At 65.6% G+C, this 19,959-nt stretch carries 19 protein-coding genes; 9 read left to right on the forward strand and 10 right to left on the reverse strand.

What is annotated here, in order from left to right; genetic code table 11:
- Nucleotides 1–2 precede the first annotated feature (2 nt).
- The 4 genes from M1E17_RS00145 to M1E17_RS00160 are packed head-to-tail and all read left to right on the forward strand — an operon-like array spanning nucleotide 3 to nucleotide 3,841.
- A complete protein-coding gene (locus M1E17_RS00145) occupies nucleotides 3–965 on the forward strand; it encodes an ABC transporter permease (RefSeq protein ID WP_457964574.1) in 963 nt (320 codons plus the stop codon).
- Nucleotides 962–2,095 (forward strand): ABC transporter ATP-binding protein, encoded by a 1,134-nt coding sequence (locus tag M1E17_RS00150; protein ID WP_457964576.1) that lies wholly within the window; start codon nucleotides 962–964, stop codon nucleotides 2,093–2,095. Before M1E17_RS00145 ends, M1E17_RS00150 begins: the two co-directional genes overlap by 4 nt.
- Complete coding sequence (locus tag M1E17_RS00155; protein ID WP_457964578.1) at nucleotides 2,088–3,113, forward strand: ABC transporter ATP-binding protein; 1,026 nt, start codon at nucleotides 2,088–2,090, stop codon at nucleotides 3,111–3,113. The genes M1E17_RS00150 and M1E17_RS00155 overlap by 8 nt, the downstream gene beginning before the upstream one ends.
- Nucleotides 3,110–3,841 (forward strand): sulfite exporter TauE/SafE family protein, encoded by a 732-nt coding sequence (locus M1E17_RS00160; RefSeq protein ID WP_457964580.1) that lies wholly within the window; start codon nucleotides 3,110–3,112, stop codon nucleotides 3,839–3,841. The genes M1E17_RS00155 and M1E17_RS00160 overlap by 4 nt, the downstream gene beginning before the upstream one ends.
- On the opposite strand, the gene M1E17_RS00165 is transcribed toward M1E17_RS00160, so the two are convergent.
- Both M1E17_RS00165 and M1E17_RS00170 read right to left on the reverse strand, forming a co-directional pair.
- Nucleotides 3,816–4,883, reverse strand: a complete 1,068-nt coding sequence (locus tag M1E17_RS00165; RefSeq protein ID WP_457964582.1) for a 2-hydroxyacid dehydrogenase — start codon at nucleotides 4,881–4,883, stop codon at nucleotides 3,816–3,818. The genes M1E17_RS00160 and M1E17_RS00165 overlap by 26 nt on opposite strands.
- Nucleotides 4,880–6,181 carry a glucarate dehydratase family protein gene (locus M1E17_RS00170; RefSeq protein WP_457967909.1) on the reverse strand — a complete coding sequence of 434 codons (1,302 nt, stop codon included), beginning with the start codon at nucleotides 6,179–6,181 and terminating at the stop codon, nucleotides 4,880–4,882. The genes M1E17_RS00165 and M1E17_RS00170 overlap by 4 nt, the downstream gene beginning before the upstream one ends.
- Before the next feature lie 125 nt (nucleotides 6,182–6,306).
- On the opposite strand from M1E17_RS00170, the gene M1E17_RS00175 reads away from it, so the two are divergent.
- Nucleotides 6,307–7,218, forward strand: a complete 912-nt coding sequence (locus tag M1E17_RS00175) for a LysR family transcriptional regulator (protein ID WP_457964584.1) — start codon at nucleotides 6,307–6,309, stop codon at nucleotides 7,216–7,218.
- Between the two features lie 164 nt (nucleotides 7,219–7,382).
- Here the strand turns inward: M1E17_RS00175 and M1E17_RS00180 are convergent, their stop codons facing one another.
- From M1E17_RS00180 to M1E17_RS00210, 7 genes are all read right to left on the reverse strand, one after another.
- A complete protein-coding gene (locus M1E17_RS00180; RefSeq protein WP_457964586.1) occupies nucleotides 7,383–8,078 on the reverse strand; it encodes a FadR/GntR family transcriptional regulator in 696 nt (231 codons plus the stop codon).
- Between the two features lie 10 nt (nucleotides 8,079–8,088).
- The gene (locus tag M1E17_RS00185) at nucleotides 8,089–9,216 is read right to left on the reverse strand and encodes an L-talarate/galactarate dehydratase (RefSeq protein ID WP_457964587.1); all 1,128 of its coding nucleotides are present in this window, start codon (nucleotides 9,214–9,216) and stop codon (nucleotides 8,089–8,091) included.
- A 176-nt stretch (nucleotides 9,217–9,392) separates the two neighbouring features.
- On the reverse strand, nucleotides 9,393–10,313 hold the full coding sequence (locus M1E17_RS00190) for an AEC family transporter (protein ID WP_457964588.1): 921 nt from the start codon (nucleotides 10,311–10,313) through the stop codon (nucleotides 9,393–9,395).
- Nucleotides 10,314–10,413: 100 nt separating this feature from the next.
- Complete coding sequence (locus tag M1E17_RS00195) at nucleotides 10,414–11,742, reverse strand: enolase C-terminal domain-like protein (protein ID WP_457964590.1); 1,329 nt, start codon at nucleotides 11,740–11,742, stop codon at nucleotides 10,414–10,416.
- Nucleotides 11,739–13,346: an aldehyde dehydrogenase (NADP(+)) gene (locus M1E17_RS00200; protein ID WP_457964591.1), complete on the reverse strand. Its 1,608-nt coding sequence runs from the start codon at nucleotides 13,344–13,346 to the stop codon at nucleotides 11,739–11,741. Before M1E17_RS00200 ends, M1E17_RS00195 begins: the two co-directional genes overlap by 4 nt.
- Nucleotides 13,347–13,386: 40 nt before the next feature.
- Nucleotides 13,387–14,301 carry a 5-dehydro-4-deoxyglucarate dehydratase gene (gene kdgD, locus M1E17_RS00205; protein ID WP_457964593.1) on the reverse strand — a complete coding sequence of 305 codons (915 nt, stop codon included), beginning with the start codon at nucleotides 14,299–14,301 and terminating at the stop codon, nucleotides 13,387–13,389.
- 164 nt (nucleotides 14,302–14,465) lie between these two features.
- Complete coding sequence (locus M1E17_RS00210) at nucleotides 14,466–15,353, reverse strand: LysR family transcriptional regulator (protein WP_457967911.1); 888 nt, start codon at nucleotides 15,351–15,353, stop codon at nucleotides 14,466–14,468.
- A 143-nt stretch (nucleotides 15,354–15,496) separates the two neighbouring features.
- Between M1E17_RS00210 and M1E17_RS00215 the strand changes: the two genes are divergently transcribed.
- Genes M1E17_RS00215 through M1E17_RS00230 form a run of 4 tightly spaced genes read left to right on the forward strand, consistent with a single transcriptional unit; the run spans nucleotide 15,497 to nucleotide 19,025 of the window.
- Nucleotides 15,497–16,498 carry a tripartite tricarboxylate transporter substrate binding protein gene (locus M1E17_RS00215; protein ID WP_457964594.1) on the forward strand — a complete coding sequence of 334 codons (1,002 nt, stop codon included), beginning with the start codon at nucleotides 15,497–15,499 and terminating at the stop codon, nucleotides 16,496–16,498.
- 5 nt (nucleotides 16,499–16,503) lie between these two features.
- Complete coding sequence (locus tag M1E17_RS00220) at nucleotides 16,504–17,085, forward strand: tripartite tricarboxylate transporter TctB family protein (RefSeq protein ID WP_457967913.1); 582 nt, start codon at nucleotides 16,504–16,506, stop codon at nucleotides 17,083–17,085.
- Nucleotides 17,086–17,094: 9 nt separating this feature from the next.
- Nucleotides 17,095–18,624, forward strand: coding sequence for a tripartite tricarboxylate transporter permease (locus M1E17_RS00225; protein WP_457964596.1), 1,530 nt, complete (start codon nucleotides 17,095–17,097; stop codon nucleotides 18,622–18,624).
- Nucleotides 18,621–19,025 (forward strand): universal stress protein, encoded by a 405-nt coding sequence (locus tag M1E17_RS00230; RefSeq protein ID WP_457964597.1) that lies wholly within the window; start codon nucleotides 18,621–18,623, stop codon nucleotides 19,023–19,025. Before M1E17_RS00225 ends, M1E17_RS00230 begins: the two co-directional genes overlap by 4 nt.
- 229 nt (nucleotides 19,026–19,254) lie before the next feature.
- Here the strand turns inward: M1E17_RS00230 and M1E17_RS00235 are convergent, their stop codons facing one another.
- Nucleotides 19,255–19,956, reverse strand: coding sequence for a TetR/AcrR family transcriptional regulator C-terminal domain-containing protein (locus M1E17_RS00235; RefSeq protein ID WP_457964598.1), 702 nt, complete (start codon nucleotides 19,954–19,956; stop codon nucleotides 19,255–19,257).
- Nucleotides 19,957–19,959 lie beyond the last annotated feature (3 nt).

Below are 19,959 nucleotides of genomic sequence, written 5' to 3' on the forward strand. Positions count from 1 at the left end.
CCATGAAAAGTCCATCGACTGAAAGCGCCGCTGTTAAGGGCACCGAAAAGCAGGAAGGAAGGCTAAGCCTCTTCCGTCTCCTATTAAAGGACCGGTTCGCCACCGTATCCGCTGTCCTCCTGGTCCTGATCGGACTGACCGCCCTCATCGGGCCGGCACTGATGGGTGACCTGGCCACCAAACAGAACCTGCTGTTCGCCAACAAGGCCCCCTTCAGCTTCGCCTATGGGTGGGAATACATCCTGGGCAGCGATTCCCTGGGCCGGAGCATGCTGGCCAGGCTGGTGGTGGCCAGCCGGACCACCTTCTCCGTGGCCCTTCCCGCCGTGGCGGTGGCGCTGCTGATTGGTTCGCTGTGGGGAGTCTGGGCCGGCTATCACCGCGGCTGGCGCGAGAACGTGTCCATGCGCATAGCCGACGTCATCATGAGCTTCCCCTCCCTGCTCCTGGCCGTCGTTGTCCTGTACGTCTTTAGCCCCAGCGCCGGCAACATCGTGCTGATCCTGGCCCTCACCCGAATTCCGATTTATCTCCGCACCGCCCGGGCGGAGTCAGCCGAGCTGCAGAGCAGGACATTCGTGGATGCGGCCCGTACCTTTGGCGCCAGGCCCAACGCGATCATCGGCCGGCATGTCATCCCCGTGGTGTTGCCCACCCTCCTCACGCTGGCCACCCTGGAATTCTGCTACGTTATGCTCGCCGAATCCTCCCTGAGTTTCCTGGGCATCGGCATCCAGCCGCCGGACGTGAGCTGGGGCCTGATGGTGTCTCAGGGACGTCAATACCTGCAGACCGCCTGGTGGCTTTCCATCTTTCCCGGCGTTGCCATCGTTATCACCACCATCGCCGCCAACGTGCTGGCCGCCTGGCTGCGGATCGCCACTGATCCGGCCCAGCGCTGGCGCCTCGCCCTTCCCCGCAAGCGGCTGATTGCCCGCATTCCAGTCAAGGAGGCACAGCCGTGAGAACAGCTGCAGAACAAGCTCGCGCGCCACGTACCGGGACCGCAGGCAACCCGCGAGAAGAGGCCAGGGCCCATGATGTTGTCCTGCAGGTCAGGGACCTCGCCGTGGACATCCGAACCCACAGGGGCACAGTCCGCGCTGTCAACAGCGTGGCATTCGAGGCGCGTGCCGGGGAAACCTTGGCCCTGCTGGGCGAATCCGGCTGTGGCAAGTCCATGACAGCCAAGGCACTTGCCGGAATCATGGATCCGGTCTGTGACCTGGCCGGCGGAGAGATCATCCTGAATGGGACGGACCTCGCGCCGCTGACTCCCAAGGAACGGCTCAAGTTCGCCGGGCCCGAACTGGGCATCGTCTTCCAGGACGCTCTCACGGCCCTGAATCCCGTCTATACCGTGGGCACCCAGCTGGGCGAGGCGTTCCGGATCCACCGTGGCCTCAACGCCAGGCAGGCCCGGGTTGAGGCCGTGGACCTGATGAAGCGCGTGGGAATTCCGGAGCCCGAGTCCAGAATCAATTCCTACCCCCATCAGTTTTCCGGGGGCATGCGCCAGCGCATCCTGATCGCCATGGCCGTTGCCCTCAACCCGCGGCTGCTGATCGCCGACGAGCCCACCACCGCCCTGGACGTCACGGTCCAGGCACAGATCATGCAGCTGCTGCGGACCCTCCGGGAAGAGGGCCAAATGGCCGTTGTCCTGATTACCCACGACCTGGCTGTGGTGGCTGAAGAAGCCGATTCAGTGGCTGTCATGTACGCGGGCAACGTGGTGGAGAGCGGTCCGGTCTCCGAGGTCTTCTCCGATCCCCGCCACCCCTACACCAAGGGCCTCCTGGAGTCGGTGCCCGTGCATTTGGAACGCGGCGCCCAGCTGAAGTCCATCGCCGGCAGCCCGCCGGAACTTCACGACATCCCCTCCGGCTGCGTCTATCAGTCCCGTTGTCCCCTGGTGCAGGACATCTGCCGGGCTGAGCGCCCCGTCCTGCGTCCCGTTACCCAACCTGGCACCCCGGACCAACGCGTGCCTGACACACATTCCGGCATCCAGCCCGGCACCCAGCCTGACACCCAGGCGAGGCCGGTACGCGCCGCCGCCTGCCACTTCAGTGAGGAGCTGAACAATGTCTGAGCCCCTGCTGAAAATCGACGGCCTCTCCAAGACTTTCCACGTCGCCAGGAGCGCCAGCGGCAACACCCGGCTGAAGGCCCTGGACGGGATCAGCCTGAGCGTGGGACGCGGCGAGACACTGGGCCTGGTGGGTGAGTCAGGGTGTGGAAAGTCCACGCTGGCCAGGACCCTGATGATGCTGGAGACGCCTGACGAAGGGACCGTCAGTTTTGAAGGAACCAACCCCTTTGGACTGCGCGGGAAGGAATTGCTCACGTGGCGTCGGCGGGTCCAGATGGTGTTCCAGGACCCCTTTGCCTCCCTTAACGCGCGGATGAGTGCCGGCGACATCGTCTCCGAACCGTGGGCCACGCACCGTAGCCTCTATCCGTCGTCGAAGGAGCGCGAGGCCAGGGTCCGCGAACTGCTGCATCTGGTGGGACTGCGTCCGTCCGATGCCCGCAAATCGCCGCAGGAGTTCTCCGGCGGCCAGCGGCAGCGCCTGGGCATTGCCCGTGCCTTGGCACTGAACCCTGACGTCATCATCCTGGACGAACCAGTCTCAGCCCTTGACCTCTCCGTGCAGGCGCAGGTCCTGAACCTGCTCAATGACCTTCAAAAGGAGCTTGGGGTGTCCTACATCTTCATCTCCCATGACCTCACGGTGGTCAGGCATGTGGCAGACAGGGTGGCGGTGATGTACCTGGGCAGGATCATCGAAACGGGAGCCACGGAAGAGGTCTTTGACCACCCTCGGCACCCCTACACGGCTGCCCTGATGTCGGCGTCGCCGAAGCTGGACGTCAGCGGGGCGAAGCGGGACAGAATTGTCCTGAAAGGTGAGCTGCCCTCTCCGTTGGATCCGCCGTCGGGCTGCCGCTTCCGTACCCGGTGCTGGCAGGCACAGGACATCTGCGCCAAGGTGGCGCCGGAACCCCAGGTGCTGGCGGCCCCCGATGGCACCCGGCACGTGGCGGAATGCCACTTTCCACTGGCCGCCATCAAGGGACTGACAGGCGCCGCTGCTTCGGCCGGATGAACGCCCCAGAGTATGCAGTCATCGCCGGTGTGATCTTCCTGGCAGCCTGCCTGCAGGCCTCGACAGGTTTCGGCATGGGAATGCTGGCCGCGCCGGTCATCGCGATGGTGGAGCCGGAGCTGCTGCCCGCTACGCTGATTCTCCTTGCCCTGCTGGTGACCATTATGGTCACTGTGCGGGAGCGCCAGAGCCTGGACCTGCGCGGTACAGGGTGGGCACTGGTGGGCCGGATCCCCGGAAGCATTGCGGGCGCCTTCCTGGTGGCGGCCCTGTCTAAGGAGGGCCTGGCGTGGGCCGTTGCCATCGTGGTGGTGGCAGGCCTGGTATTGGCTGCCAGGGGATGGGCGCCGCCTCCTGTCAGGGTGAACCTGATCGCGGCGGGGGCGGCCTCCGGGATCATGGGCACGGCGACATCCATCGGCGGGCCGCCCATGGCACTGATCTGGCAGGGGCACCACGGCCCGCAGCTTCGGGGCACCATGAGTGCGTTCTTTATGGTGGGCTCCGCGATGTCCCTGGTGTCGCTGGGGCTCGCAGGTGTTGTCACACCCGGGATGCTGATGCTGGCGCTCTGGATGGTCCCTGCCGTGGTGGCCGGCTACGCGGCGTCGCGGTGGGTGAACCGCTTCCTTAATGCCGCACGCCTCAAGCTGCTGGCGCTGGGCGCCTCTGCACTGGGAAGCGTGCTGCTGATCGGCCAGCTCACGCTGGCCGCAGTGGTGTCCTGACCGTCCCGTGCCCAAACGTCCTGGGCACCACATTCACCAGTTCCCTGCCCTCCGAGAGCCGGCGGATGTTGGCGGCAATGTCCTCCGCACGGCGTTCGAAGGTGGTCCTGGCATGTCCGGAATGGTGCGGCGTCAGCACGGTGTTGTCCAGCGAGGCGAAGGGAAGCGCCGCCGGCGGAACAGCGCCGTCGGCCGGTGATCCCCACCAGACGTCGATGCCTGCACCGGCAATTCGCCTGTCTTTGAGGGCCGAATACAACGCAGCCTGATCCACCACCGGGCCGCGCGAGACGTTTATAAGGAGCGCCGACTTCTTCATCGCCGCCAACTCAGCAGCCCCGACCAAGCCCTGTGTGGAGGAATCCAGTGGAACGGTGACCACCACAACGTCTGACGCGGCCAGGAGCCGGGGAAGTTCGTCGTTCCCGCCCACCCAGTCCAGCTTCACGCCGTCGGGAACGGACGCCGTGGGTGTGCGGCGGACAGCCCTGACCTTCATTCCCAGCTGCCCGGCCAGGCGTGCCACCTCGGCCCCGATGGAACCCAGCCCCACCATCCCCACCGTGAGATCGCCCAGGGAGGGATGGAAGGGCACGGTGCTGTCCGTGGCGATGGTCCGCCACTGCCCGTTACGGACGGCTTGGTCGGCGGCCACAACGTTCCGGGAAAGCATCAGGGTGACCATGAGGACGTGTTCGGCGATGGGCCGTGCATGGTGGAAGGTGTTGGCGACTGCCGCCTCCGCCGCCAGTTCCGGAAAGGAAATTTTGTCGTAGCCGGCGCCCGTCACGTGCACCAGCCGCAGCCGTCTTGCGGCCGCCGCCTGCTCGGGGTTGAGGGAAGAGCAGACGACGACGTCGGCACCCGCCAGCGCCTCCAGCTGTCGTTCCGGTGTCCAAGCCGCCGCCATGTTCCAGTGGTGATGGCCGCCGTCGAGCGTTAAGCGGTTCTGGAAACGGCTGATGATCGGATCGGTGACCACGATGCGCAGTGCTTCCGGAGGGGAAGACGGACGGTGTGGGGAAGCTGCCGCAGCACTCACCAGCGGGGACTCTGGAGCTGGTAGGAGGGGTGGAGGCGTTTCATGTAACCCGTGTCGTCCCGGCTCCGCAGCCCGGAATCCAGGTACTGCCGGTGCAGGCGGGCCAGGGCGTCACCGTCCAGTTCCACTCCCAGCCCGGGGCCGGTGGGGACCGTGACGGCGCCGCCCTCGAAGGCGAACTGGCCCGGGGCAATAACGTCTTCGGCCGGGTCCTTCCATGGCCAGTGTGTGTCACAGGCGTAGTCGAGGTTGGGGGTGGCGGCCGCGAGATGGACCATGGCAGCCAGGCTGATGCCCAAATGGGAATTTGAATGCATGGACAGGCCCAGGCCAAAGGTCTCGGTGATGCCCGCCAGGAATTGGGTCCGGCGCAGGCCTCCCCAGAAGTGGTGATCTGAGAGGATGACGTCCACGGCGCCTGCAGCCACTGCCGGGGCAACGTCGGCAAAGCTGACCACGCACATGTTCGTTGCCAGCGGCATGCCCACCTCCCTGCGGACGGCTGCCATGCCCTCGATGCCGGGGGTCGGGTCCTCCAGGTACTCAAGGATGCCGTCCAGTTCCTTCCCCACCCGGATGGAGGTCTCCACGGTCCAGGCGCCGTTGGGATCGATGCGCAGCGGCACGCCGGGGAATTCGGCGGCAAGGGCTTTGATGGCCGCTGTTTCTTCCTCCGGCGGGAATACGCCTGCCTTAAGCTTGAGCGCCTGGAAGCCGTACCGGTCCACCATGGCCCGTGCCTGGCGGACGATTCCGGCCGGGTCCAGGGCTGCGCCCCACGCGTCATCCTCCTGGCCGGGGTGGCCGGCCCACTTGTAGAAGAGGTATCCGCTGAACTGCACCGAGTCCCTGACGGCCCCGCCGAGCAGGTCGCTGACCGGGCGGCCCAGAAGCTTTCCCTGGATGTCCAAAGCGGCCACATCGAACGCGGAGAGGACCCTGTCAGTGGTGCTGGATCCTGTGACCATGCCGCTCATGCCGTGGCCGCCGCGGATGGTGTCCTGCTGCAGGGACATGGCAACCCGGCTGCGCAGTTCGTTGATGTTGAAGACGTCAGCGCCGGTCAGGGCGCGCGCCGCCAGTTCGAGGCGGGCGATGTGGCCGGCGTCGCCATAGGTTTCGCCCAGGCCAGAGATGCCGGAGTCTGTGTGTACCTCAACCACTGCCCGCAGGGCGAACGGTTCATGCACGCCGACGGTGTTGAGCAGTGGCGGATCCTTGAAGGCCACCGGCGTGATGGATACGTCAGTGATGCTGACCTGGTTCAGATGATATGCAGGTTGGTACGCCTGGTTCACTTCGGTGGGCTCCTTGGGATGGGCGGGCGTGGGGTTGTTTCCCTTCCCCGTCAACCGACCATAATGGGAGCAATTGATCCAAGTCCAAGCCAATTTATGCACTCAACAATCCAGTAAAGGTATGAATGTTTTCCTTGCCCCAACTTGAGGCCTTTGTTGCCGTCGCCGAGGAACTGCACTTTGGTGCGGCGGCCGAGAGGCTCAACATGACCCAGCCTCCACTCAGCCGGCAGATCCAGATGCTCGAGAAGAAGCTCGGGACGCAGCTTTTTGGCCGCACCAGCAGGAAAGTGGAGTTGACCGCCGCCGGTGCCACGCTGCTTCCACGGGCACGGCAAATCCTGGACATGTGCATCAAGACGGATTTGGATGTCCGGCGGGTCTCATCGGGCGAAGCAGGCGCCATCACTGTGGGGTACACCGCCATCGCCGGCCAGAGCGCGCTTCCTTTGATGCTGCGCCGCGCTGCCGAGAGCATGCCCGGTGTGTCTTTTGTGCTGCGGGAGCTGGTTTCCACGGACCAGATGGATGGATTGGTCAAGGGCAGTGTGGATATCGGCCTGCTGCGTCCCATTGTGGGCCGGCCTGGCGTGGTGTCCCGGCCGCTGATGAAGGACCGCCTGGTGGTGGCGCTGCCTGAGGGCAGCTCCCTGCTGGGCAACATGGCGGCACCAGAGGGCGAGCCATTGCCCCTGGGCTCCCTGGACAGGCTGCCCCTGCTAATGTACTCCACCAAGGAGGCCCGGTACTTCCATGACCTGGTGCTTCGCCTTTTTGCCAGCGCCGGCGCGCACGCCAATATCACCCAGTACGCCAGCCAGGTGCCGGCCCTGCTGGCGTTCGTTCAGGCGGGACTCGGGGTGACCCTGGTGCCCGCCTCCGCCATGGCCTTTGCCCCTGCCGGGGTGGAATTCCACGAGATCGACGGGCGGCACGGCATCAAGGAGTTGAACCGGGTGGACCTTGAGCTGGCGTGGAACGAGGAGACGGCCAACCCTGCGGTGCTGAGGCTGCTTGACCTGATCGAATCCCCCTGACGCCCACCCACCACCCCGCTGACGCCCCCACCCACCCCGAGTTTTTGTCCATTTGTGGCGACTTCCGACGCCGGAAGTCGCCACAAATGGACAAAAACTCCTCGGGCGGCGGGGAGGGGTGGGCTATTGGCGGGAGGGGTGGGCGTGGGTCGGGGGAGGATGGGTTATTGGCGGGAGGCTCGCAGCCGCCGTCGGGAATTTGCCAGGTGGCTTCGCATCGCGGCCGCGGCTGAGGCTTCGTCGCGGTCCGCGATGGCAGCAAGGATGGAGCGGTGCTCATGCACCACCTGGTCGAAGTTGTCCCGCGCATAATGCTCGACGCCGGTCATCAGCCGGGTGCGCGGCATCGCGATCATGGTCTGGCCGAGGGCCAACAGGCAGTCGGAATAGAACGGATTGCCGGAGGCGGCAGCAATGGCTCGGTGGAACTCGTAGTCGGACTTCATGGCGTGCGCGGGGTGGTCCGAGCTGGCGGTGAACTCCTCAAGGGCTTTGTCCACTGCCCTGAGTTGGCGGTCGTTGTGGTTGCGGGCGGCCAGTGCAGCGGCCTCCGCCTCCACGCCCATCCGGAACTCCAGCAGGTGGAGGCGGTCCTCCATGGTTACCACGGGCCGGCTGCCGGGTGCGGCCGGGGTCCCCTCGGCAGGAGGGGTCAGCGCGAAGCTGCCCCGGCCGCGCTCGGTTTCCACCAGTCCCTCAGCCTGGAGCCGGGTCAGGGCGGAGCGGACCACTGTCCGGCTGACGCCGAATTCGCCGATCAGGGTGTTTTCGCTCGGGAGTTTCTCCCCGGGCTGGATCACGCCGTCCACAATGCGGGTGCGAAGGTCGGCGGCGAGATCCGCGGTCAGGTTCCGGCTCATGGCTTCAAGGTTACGCGCCGAACTCCACGCTTTCGGTGGTCCAGGCGCGCGCCTGGTCGCTGAGCGTGACCCCCAGGCCGGGGCGGTCCGGAACCAGCATCCGGCCGTTCTTGGTTTCGAGGCGTTCGTTGAACAGCGGGTCCAGCCAGTCGAAGTGCTCCACCCACGGCTCGCGGGGGTATGCGGCGGCGAGGTGAAGGTGGATTTCCATGGCGAAGTGCGGGGCCAGGCCCAGTCCACGCTCGTCTGCCAGAGCGGCGAGGCGCAGGAACTGGGTGATGCCGCCGACGCGGGGTGCGTCAGGCTGGATGATGTCGCAGCCGTTGGCACTGATCAGGCCCTTGTGCTCCGCTACGGAGGCCAGCATCTCACCGGTGGCGATGGGCGTATCCAGCACATTGGCCAGATGGGCGTGGCCCTCGAAGTCGTAGGCATCCAGCGGCTCCTCGATCCAGACGAGGTTGAATTCCTCCAGCTGGCGCCCCATCCGCAGTGCGGTGGCCCGGTCCCACTGTTGGTTGGCATCCACCATCAGGGGGACGTCCCAGCCGATGTGCTCGCGAATGCCTGCCACGCGGCGCAGGTCCTCTGCGGTATCCGGCAGGCCCACCTTGATCTTGATGCCGCCGATGCCGTCATTCAGGAGCTCGGTTGCCCTGGCTTTGACCTCGTCAAGGGAGGCGTTGAGGAACCCTCCGGAGGTGTTGTAGGTCTGTACTGAATCACGGTAGGAGCCCAGGAACTTGGCCAGGGGGAGTCCGGCGCGTTTGGCCTTGAGGTCGTAGAGGGCGATGTCGATGGCAGCCAAGGCCTGGGTGGCAACGCCCGAGCGGCCCACGGAGGCGCCGGCCCAGAGGAGCTTGGTGTAGAGCTTGCCGATGTCGTTGGGGTCCTCGCCGATGATTCCTTCGGCGACCTCCTTGGCGTGCGCGTACTGGGCGGGGCCGCCGGCGCGCTTGGAGTAGCTGAAGCCGACGCCGCTGTGGCCCTGCTCCGTGGTGATCTCGGCAAAGAGGAAGACCACCTCGGTCATGGGTTTCTGACGGCCAGTGAAGACCTTGGCATCACTGATCGGGACAGTGAGCGGAAGTCTCGCGGTGGAAAGTTTGACGTGACGGATGACGTCTACGGTGCTCATGGATGCTCCTCTAAAGCAGGCTGGACGGGCCGCATTGCCCTCACCACTTAGAGTACAAGTATCAAACTTGTATTACAAGTGATGAAAGACGGTTGCGTGCCCTGTGGGGCGCCGTCGGGACCGTGAAATGCCGGAGCCGTGATGACCCGGAACCATGGACCGCGCCAATAGGCGAGTCAGTGAACCAGCCAGGCCACGGCCAGGAGCGCGCCGATGCTGAGCACTGTGGTGCACAGGATGACATCGCGGGCCACTGTCATGCCGCGCCCATAGGGGGAGGCAAAGAGGAAGACGTTTTGGGCAGTGGGCAGCGCGGCCATGATGACGCTGGCGAGCAGGTGCTGCCCGTCCAGTCCAAAAACGAAGCGGCCCAGGCCCCACACGACGAGCGGCATTCCGGCAATTTTGAGGAACGTGGCCACGAGCGTTTCCACGCGGCCGTCGCCCTTTTGCAGGGGCGCCTTGCCAGCAAGGGAGAGGCCGAAGGCCAGCAGCACCATTGGCACGGCGCCTCCGGCGAGCATGTCGATGGGCTTTTGCAGCAGGTCCGGCGCGGTCCAGCCGGTGAGGGCCACGACGACACCCAGTCCGGAGGCGATGATCATGGGATTGGCGAACGGTTGGAGCAGCACCTTCCGCCACGAGATCGTGGAGCCTGAGGCCAGCCCCAGGACAGTGAGGTAGAACGGCGCCAGCACCAGGAGCTGGACCAGGAGCACTGGGGCCACATGCTGCGCCGTCCCCACCGCGTAGAGGGAGACGGGGATGCCAATATTGTTGGCGTTCGCGTAGCTGCTTGCCATGGCCCCGACGGCGGTCTCCGCCACCGGACGCCGAAAGAACAGGAAACTCGCCAGCCAATAGAGAAGCCCCACTATCGCTGCGGAGAGCAGCGCGAGCGGGGCATCGGTTCCCAGTGCAGCGCGGATGTCGCTGCCGGCGACTACCGTAAACAGCAGCGCCGGGTTGGTGATGTAGAAGGCAGTGCGGGTCAGGGCACCCTGGACCTCGGGTCCGAGGATCCGAAGCCGGGCCGCGAAATAGCCTGCAGCGATGACCGCGGAGACGATGAGTATTGCGGAGACAACGCCGCCCAAAAGTGCGCCCTTCTATGTAGCTGTCCAGCTATCAGACTCCGCACGGCCATCCCCTGTTTGCGGGAGGAGGCGGCCGTGCGGATGCTGTGGTCTAACGTCCTTACCGGACCAGGCAGGGCCGCTTCGGATCAAAGGACCAGCCATCGATGTAGTACTGCATGCCGATGCTGTCGTCGCGGGCATCAAGGCCGTGCTGCAGGTACAGCTCGTGAGCCTTGTCCAGCGCCTCACGGTCCAGTTCGATGCCCAGGCCCGGAGCAGAGGGGACTTCGATGGCGCCGTCGTGGATCTGCAGCGGGTTCTTGGTCAGGCCCTGCCCGTCCTGCCAGATCCAGTGCGTGTCCAGCGCCGTGATCTCACCCGGAGCCGCGGCACCGGTGTGGGTGAACATGGCCAGCGAGATGTCGAAGTGGTTGTTCGAGTGTGATCCCCAGGTCAGGCCGAATTCGTTGCACAGTTGCGCGACGCGGACGGAGCCGGACATGGTCCAGAAGTGGGGATCGGCCAGCGGGATGTCGACGGCGTTGCTGCGGATGGCGTGCGACATTTCCCGCCAGTCCGTGGCGATCATGTTCGTGGCAGTTTTGAGGCCGGTGGCACGGCGGAATTCGGCCATCACCTCGCGGCCCGAGAACCGGCCTTCCGCGCCGCACGGATCCTCCGCATAAGCCACGACGCCCTGCATCCGCTTGCCGAGGCGGATGGCTTCCTCCAGGAGCCAGCCGCCGTTCGGATCAAGGGTGACCCGCGCGTCGGGGAAGCGCTTGGCGAGGGCAGTGACCACATCAACTTCGTCATCCCCGGACAGTACGCCGCCCTTGAGCTTGAAGTCGCTGAAGCCGTAGCGCTCCTGGGCCGCTTCCGCCAGGGCCACCACGGCTTCCGGTGTCATGGCCTCCTGGCGGCGCAGCTTCTCCCAGCGATCCGACGGCGATTCCTCCACGAGGTAGGGAAGATCGGTCCGCCTGTGATCGCCGATAAAAAAGAGGTAGCCGAGCATCGGCACCGACGTGCGCTGCTGGCCATCGCCCAGCAGTTCGGCGACGGGGACGCCGAGGAACTGCCCATGAAGGTCCAGCAGGGCGGATTCGACGGCGGTGACGGCATGCACGGTGGTGCGCAGGTCGAAGGTCTGTAGGCCGCGCCCGCCGGCGTCGCGGTCGGCAAACTCCGCCGCGACTTCCCGCAGCAGGGAGCGGTAGCGGGCCACGGGCTGGCCGGTGATGAGCGTCCCGGCTTCCTCGATGGTGGCCTTGATCTTCTCGCCGCCGGGCACCTCGCCCAGTCCGGTGCGTCCGTCTGAATCGGTAATGATGACCACGTTGCGGGTGAAGAAGGGTCCGTGGGCACCGCTGAGGTTCATCAGCATGCTGTCGTGCCCGGCGACCGGGACGACCTCAGTCTTGGCGATGGTGGGCTGGGTGCTCATGCGTTGACCTCTGCATCTGCCGTAACCACGGTGCCGTCGATGCGCCGGTTGAGGTGCCAGGGGTTGGTGTCCTGCAGCGGGACGGGGAGGAGTTCCTGGGGGAGGTTTTGGTAGGCGACGGGGCGCAGGAAACGGTTGATGGCGAGGGTGCCTACGGAGGTGGTGCGGGAGTCGGAGGTGGCGGGGAAGGGGCCGCCGTGGACCATGGCGTGGCCTACTTCGACGCCGGTGGGCCAGCCGTTGATGATGATGCGGCCCACTTTCTGTTCGAGGGCAGGGATCAGGGGCGCCGCCGTCGGATAGTCGGCCTCGGTGAGCTGCAGGGTGGCGGTGAGCTGGCCTTCGAGTTTGGTGATGGCGTCCAGGAGCTCTTCGGTGTTGGAGTAGCGGATGACCAGGGATGCTGCGCCGAAGATTTCCTGGTGGAGGACGTGGTTGGTGACGAAGTCCCGGACCTGGGTGCCGAAGATGGTGGGCGCCGGGGCGTTTTCGGTGGGGCCGGTGGTGCCCTGTCCGACGACGGTGACGCCGGCTGCGGCGCCGAGGGCTTCGGCGCCGGCGTTCCAGGATCCGGCGATGCCCTCCGTGAGCATGGTCTGTCCTGCACAGGCCGAGACGGCGCGGCCGACGGCGGCAGCGAGTTTGTCCCCTGCCTCGCCTGCGGGGGCGAACAGCAGTCCGGGAGAGGTGCAGAGCTGCCCGGAGCTTCCGGTGACCGCGGTGACGTACTGGGCGGCGAGGGCATCGATGTCTTCGGCGGAGCCGTTGAGGGCGCCTTCAAAGACGAAAACAGGATTGAGCGAGGACATTTCGGCGTAGACGGGGATGGGTTCGGGCCGGGCGGCCGCGGTGCGCATCAGCGATATGCCGGCGGCCTGGGAACCGGTGAACCCCACGGCCTTGATCGCAGGGTCGGTCACCAGGGCCTGGCCGATGCTGGCCCCGGGGCCATAGACGAGCGAGAACACGCCGGGGTGCAGGCCGAAGTCCTTGACGGCCTTGGCCACTGCCTGGCCGACCAGTTCGCTGGTGCCGGGGTGGGCGTTGTGGGCCTTGAACACGACAGGGCAGCCCGCGGCGAGGGCCGAGGCGGTGTCGCCGCCCGCCGTCGAGAACGCCAGCGGGAAGTTGCTGGCGCCGAACACTGCCACGGGGCCGAGCGGGATCTGCCGCTGGCGGATGTCCGCACGCGGCAACGGGGCACGGTCCGGGATGGCCGGGTCAATGCGGACGCCGCGGAAATCGCCCTGCCGGACAACGTTCGCGAAGAGGCGGAGCTGGCCGGTGGTGCGGGCCCGTTCGCCTTGCAGCCGGGCAGCCGGAAGCCCGGTTTCCTGGCCGGCGCGGATGATCAGTTCCTCGCCGATGGCCTCGATGTTGTCAGCGATGGCGTCCAGGAACGCGGCGAGGGTTTCCGGATCCAGGGTGGAGAAGGAGGGGTAGGCAGCGGCGGCGGCGGAGGTCGCCGTCGTCAGCTGTTCTTCGGTGATCAGCGAGTAGGCGGGGTCCAGCTGTTCATTCGTGGCGGGGTTGAATCCGAAAGTGGTCTTGCCGCCGCCGACGAGGGGCTGCCCGGCGATGAAGGAATGTCCGGTGAGTGTCACTGTTGTTGCTCCTAGGGAGAGGTGGTCAGGAGACGGTTGTTCAGGAAACGCGGGCGATGAGGGCTTTGAGATCCGCGAGATCCTGGGGTGCCAGGTTCTGCAGCGGCGGGCGGACACCGCCGGCCGGGCGGCCGATGGCGTCGAGGCCGCCCTTGACGATGGAGACGGAGTAGCCCTTGACCCGGTCGCGGATGTCCAGGTACGGGATCACGAACTCGTTGAGCTTCTTGTTCACGGCCACGCGATCGTTGTTGCGGACGTCCTGGTAAAAGTCCAGCGCGAACTGCGGGACGAAGTTGTACATGGCGGAAGAGTAGGTGCTCATCCCGAGCTGCAGCAGCGGAAGGGCGAACGTCTCCGCTGTGGGAAGGCCGCCGAGGTAGAAGAGGCGGTCGCCGAGCTTGGCGTAGACGCGGGCATCGTGTTCGAGGTCGCCCACGCCGTCCTTGAAGCCAATGAGGTTCTCGTGGCGGTCCGCGAGGGTGGCCACGGTGGTGTCCTTGTAGATGGCGTTGGCGCGGTTGTAGATGATCACACCCAGCGACGTGGCGCAGCAGATGGCGCTGACGTGGTCGGTCAGGCCGCCCTGGTCAGCCTCGGTCAGGTACGGGGGGAGGAGCAGGAGACCGTCGGCACCCGCGGCTTCGGCAGCCTTGGCGTTTTCGATGGCCTGGGCAGTGGAACCGCCGGCGGAGGCCAGGACGGGAACCATGGAGCCCACTTCATCAACGGCGGCGCTGACAACACGCTCGGATTCCGCAGGGGTGAGGGAGAAACCCTCGCCGGTGCCGCCTGCTGCGAAGAGGCCGGCCACGGGGAAGCTGGCCTGCCAGGCGAGGTGCTTGCGGTAGCTTTCCTCGTCGAACTGCAGGTTGGCGTCGAAAGCCGTCACCGGGAAGGACAGCAGGCCTTCCTTGAGGGTGTCTGCCAGTTCCTGCGGGGTGTACTTTGCCACGATGTTGTCCTCTGTCTGGGCGCCGGGTGATGAGTGCCGCGGGCGGGGTGGTTGTTGATTCCCGATCAGGTTAGGCAGAGGATGTAATGCCTGTCTAAGTGTATTTGTGTATGGATTGATGCCCTGCAGGTATCGCTTGCGGCAGCCCGGGCCTGGGGAGCTTCCTACTCGGTGCGGAACTCCAGATCCTGCAGCAGCCGCCGCAGGGCAGGGTTGGCCACTTTCCGGTTCCAGATGGCATGCAATTCCACGGGCTGCTCGCTGGCCAGCTTGGCGAGGGGGAGGAAGTCCACACCCTTGATGGCCAGCAGCGTGGCCGAATGCGGGACGAAAGCCACCCCGCGGCGGGCCGCCACCAGGGAAACCATAGTGAGGATCTGGCTGACCGTGTGGATTACGTTGCCGTGCTGGATGGGGAACATCCGGACCACCAGGTCGTAGAAGTAAGCGGCTTTTGTGGGTGAGTGCATGATCAGGGGCTCTTCCTTTATGTCGGAGTCCTCGATGGGACGGGAAAGGTCCGCGAGCCGGTGCCCGCTGGGAACGGCCAGCATCATGGGCTCGGTATACAGCAGGTGCGAGTCGAAGATCTCCCGGTCGAACGGTGGCCTGGCCAGGCCCAGGTCCAGCACTCCCGTGAGGAGCCCCTCAATCTGTTCGCCGGTGACGAGTTCCTGCAGGTCGATGTCCACGTCCGGGATGATCTCCGCAATCTCCTCCAGCAGCGGCCCCAGGATGCTGAAGCCGCTGGCAGCGGTGAAGCCCACCCGCAGGATGCCCGAACGCCCCGTGGCGATGCGCCGCGCGGTGACGGGAGCCCGGGTGGCCAAGGCCATCAGCCGCCTGGCCTCGTCGAGGAAGGCCTCGCCCGCCGGGGTGAGCTGCACCTTCCGATTGTCGCGCTCCAGCAGTTCGGTGCCGATGATCTTTTCCAGCTTCTGGATCTGCCGGCTCAGCGGCGGCTGGGTCATGTTGAGCCGTTCTGCGGCGCGGCCAAAGTGAAGTTCCTCTGCCACAGCGATGAATCCAGCCAACTGGTCAAACGTAAACATCATGCCTTCCAGGTATCACTCGATGCTTATACGGGCTTAGACAGGCATCATAACCGCTCTTTACACTCGTTTAGCGAGCCGGCGTGATTCGGTTCACAGCATCATCCAGGATCCCGCCCCGGGGTTTTCTATGAGGAGTTCCAATGAAGCACTTCCCCACACGCCGCACGATTCTCGGTGCGGCCGCCGCCACGCTGCTGGCGCTGACCGCCTGCGGCAATGTCGCCGGCGGCGGCACCGCCGATGCGGCCAAATACCCTACCGGGCCCGTCAGCCTCTCCGTGGGCCAGGCTGCCGGCGGCAGCACTGACCTGATCGCCCGTGCCCTCGCCGAAGGGGCCGCAAAGACCCTCGGCCAGCCGATCCCGGTGGTGAACAAGCCCGGCGCCAACGGCGCGCTTGCCACCAAGGAAGTGGCGGGCAAACCGGCCGATGGCCACGAACTGGTCCTGCTCAATGCATCCCTGATCACCATCACACCGTTGGCAGTCACTGCCGATGAAGCCGTGAACATTGATGACCTGGACGTCATCGCGGGCTTGTCGCAGGACGATTACGTCCTCGTGGCCAGCACTGACTCCGGCTTCAAGACGTTCGACGACGTCACCGCCGCAGGGCGCAACGTCACCTTTGGCACCACGGGCGTTGGCACCGGAAGCCAGCTGGCCCAGACCGTTCTGTTCAAGCAGGCCAAGGTCCAGGGAACCGACATCCCCTTTGACAGCGGCAAGCCCGCCCTGACGGCAGTCCTGGGCAACCAGGTTGAGCTCGCCACCATCCAGCTCGGCGAGGCGATGCCGCAGATCGAGGCCGGCAAGGTGACACCGCTGCTGGTCTTCTCGGAGGAGCGCACCAGCTTCCTCCCCGACACCCCCACTGCCAAGGAAGCCGGCTATGACGTTCCGGTTGCGCAGTACCGCGCCGTGGCCGCCCCCAAGGGCACCCCGCAGGAAGTCAAGGACAAGCTGCTCGCTGCCTTCCAGGAGGCCTTCAAATCGGACGCCTACAAGGAGTTCAACAAGAAGAACTCGCTGACGCCGAAGGAGATCTCCGGCGAGGAGGTTGTTACGGAATGGAAGGAATACGCCGCGAAGTACAAGGAGCTGGTGGAGAAGTACGACATCAGCCTGAGCGGAAATAAGTGAGTCCTGTGAAAGGAACACCCGCAGTTCCCGCCGGAGGCAGCGAGGCGGTTGCCCCCGGCGGGGAAACCCCCGGTACCGGCCCCGGCGAGGTTCTCGACGACCTGACGCCGGAGCAGCTCGCAGCCCAGTGGGAGGAGGAGAAGCCTCCCGCGGCAGGAGCCCTGGCCAACGCGGCATCCTCGCTGGTGGTCCTCGCAGTGGGGATCGGCGCCGTCGTCCTTTCCGTGGCGATGGGCCTGGGCACCCCGGCCAGCCCGCAGCCCGGCCTCTGGCCGTTCATTATCAGCTGCGTCATGGTGGCCCTCGGCTTGTTTCAGCTGATCGTTGGCCGGCGCAACCGGGACGCGGAGAAGTTCACCCGCATGTCCACCGCGCCGCTGACCGGACTGGTGACCCTCGCCGCCATGGTGGCCCTAATGCCGCTGATCGGGTTCGAAATTCCTGCCCTGGTGCTGTGCATCATCTGGATGCGCTTCCTGGGCGGCGAAACCTGGCGGTCCACCCTCGTTGTCAGCGCAAGTGTGGTCCTTGCCTTCTACGGCATCTTCGTCCTCGCGCTCGGCACCTCCGTTCCCCACCTTTTCTAGGAGACCCCCGTGGATTTTCTTAATCCCGTGATCAACGGATTCGCGGTTGTCCTGGAGCCCACAAACCTCCTGTACTGCCTGCTCGGCGTGGTCATCGGCATGCTGATCGGTGTGCTGCCCGGCCTGGGGCCCGCGGCAACCATCGCCATCCTGCTTCCGCTCACCTACAACGTGGAGCCGGTGACGGCCATCATCATGCTGGCCGGCATTTTCTATGGCGCACAGTACGGCGGCACCATTACATCCGTGCTGCTGCGGCTCCCCGGCGAAGCGTCCTCGGTGGTCACCGTCTTCGACGGCTACCAGATGGCCAAGCAGGGCAAGGCCGGTACTGCACTTGGTCTGGCCGCGATCGGTTCCTTCGTCGGCGGCACTGCAGCCATCATTGGCCTGACCTTCCTTGCCCCGCTGGTAGCCAGCTTTGCACTGGATTTCGGCCCGCCCGAGTACACAGCCCTGGCCATGCTGGGCATCCTGCTGGTGGCAACCATCAGCAGCGGCTCGAAGGCCAAAGCCCTGATCGCCGCCGCCCTGGGCCTTCTGCTCGCCAGCGTTGGCAGGGACATCTTCACCGGCGAAAGCCGCTTTACCTTCGGCAGCCTGCAACTCGCAGACGGCATCGATTTTGTACCGATCGCCATGGGCATTTTCGGACTCGGCGAGATCCTCTACAACCTGGAGGAACGGCACCGGGCCGCGAAGGCGCCGTCGAAAGTTGCAAACGTCTGGCCGTCCCGGAAGGAACTCAAGCAGGCCTCCGGGGCGATTGGCCGCGGATCGGTGCTGGGCTTCTTCCTGGGAATCCTCCCCGGAGGCGGCGCAACCATCGCCTCGATGGCGTCCTACGCCATGGAAAAGAAGCGGGCCAAGCAGCCTGAGCGCTTTGGCAAGGGTGCCCCCGAGGGCGTCGCCGGACCGGAAACCGCCAACAACGCCGCCGCCACATCGTCGTTTATCCCGTTGCTGACGCTTGGCATCCCGGCCAACGCCACCATGGCGCTGATGTTCGGTGCGCTGCTGATCCAGGGTGTCACCCCCGGACCGCAGCTCGTGGAACAAAACCCGGAGCTCTTCTGGGGCGTGGTGAACTCCATGTACATCGGCAACATCCTGCTGCTGATCATGAGCCTGCCGCTGGTAGGCATCTTCGTGAAGATCCTCCGCGTCAGGGCCGCCATCCTGGCTCCCGTCACGGCACTCATCACGCTGCTGGGTGCGTACACCATCAACAACAGCATGTTCGATGTCACCCTGGTGGTCGTCTTCGGCATCATCGGCTACCTGATGAAGAAGTTTGGCTTCGAACCGGGCCCGCTGGTCCTGGCTTTTGTGCTGGGCGAGCTGCTGGAAAGCTCCATGAGGCGCTCCCTGCTGGTCTTCGGCGGGGATCCCACCGGATTCTTCGGCCGCCCGATTTCGGCGACCCTTCTGGTGGTCTTTGTCCTGGTAGCAGTGCTCCCGGCTATCCGCAGCACCATTGCCAAGCGCAAAATAACCGCCACCACGGCCGTCACCCCGCACATCAAGGAGAAGGTATGAGCATCATCGTCGGATTTGTCCCCACTCCCGCAGGAGAAGCCGCGCTGACGGCAGGCATCGCGGAAGCCAAGCTCCGCAACGAGGACCTGCTGATCGTCAACTCGGCCCGGGAAGGCGCCCTCGTGGACAAATCGGTGGCAGCCGACGACGTGCTCGCCCGGGCTGCCCGCCGTGCAGCCGACGCCGGGGTGAACGCCAGCGTTGTTCAGCCTCCGTACCAGCACGATCTTGCTGACGAGTTCCTCGACGTCGCCCGCGAAGCGGACGCATCGCTGATTGTCATCGGGCTCCGGCACCGCACGCAGGTGGGCAAGTTCATCCTGGGAAGCCATGCACAGCGGATCCTCATGCAGGCCGACCGCCCCGTCCTCGCCGTCAAGGCGGACGGAGCCGGTTTCTAGTCCCGCTCATAATGGCAGCTGACCACAGGCTGCTGCACAGGATGGCAGGCGGTGCCCACGGGCGCCGCCTGCCTTCCCGCTTTGTCCAAGGATCCGCGCAATCGCGTTGGTGGGAAGACCTCGCGCGGCGCGTCCCGCCGTCGTGGGCCACTTTGGGGGGCAAAATCCGCAGACCGGGCCAAAACTGCGGCGTGTCCGTGTCGAAGTGCCCCACTTTCGTTCGGCCCGGTTAGCTCCGCAGCGCTCCGAGCCCAGTGATGAGCGCCTCCAGGCCCAGGCCGAAGGCAACATCAGCCGGCTTGTGGTGCCTCTGGGCGGCCAGGCTCTGCACCGCCCCGGTGAAATGCGGAGTGGCGCCGGCCATGCTGCCGGCATCGAAAATGTCAGCGGGTGCTGTCACGTCATAGGCCGAGCCGAAAATGAACGATTCCAGAGCTACGATCGCGGACACAATCCGCTCCTGGGGGAAGCCGGCAGCCAGGAAAGCGGCACTCACCGTCTCGTACATGGCGAGGGTCTGCGGTGCGTCCGTCACGGGCAGGACGGCTATCACCGGAATCAGCGGAGTGTGCTGGGCGAAGACGTCACGATAGCTCCACGCCCATGTCCGCACGGCGTCTTCCCAGGGTTCCACGCCGAAGCCGGACACATCCACCAGGGCCGTGAGGTGGTCCTCCACCAGCAGGAGGACGTCCCGTTTGGACGCTACATGGTTGTAAAGGGCCGACGGCGCCACCTCCAGTAGACGCGCCAGTCCGGCCATGGTGAGGCCGTCGTAGCCCTTCTTGCCGATGAGGTCCAGGGCGGCGGCCGTGATGCCTGCCTTGTCCAGGACGGCGGCTGACGGGCGTCCTGCCCGCCGCCGCGCTGCAGTGGAGGAATTGCCGGCGGCTCCGGTCCTGCTTCCTGATGCGGCTGATACTGCCGGCATTGC

Source organism: Arthrobacter sp. D1-29, from assembly GCF_054130585.1.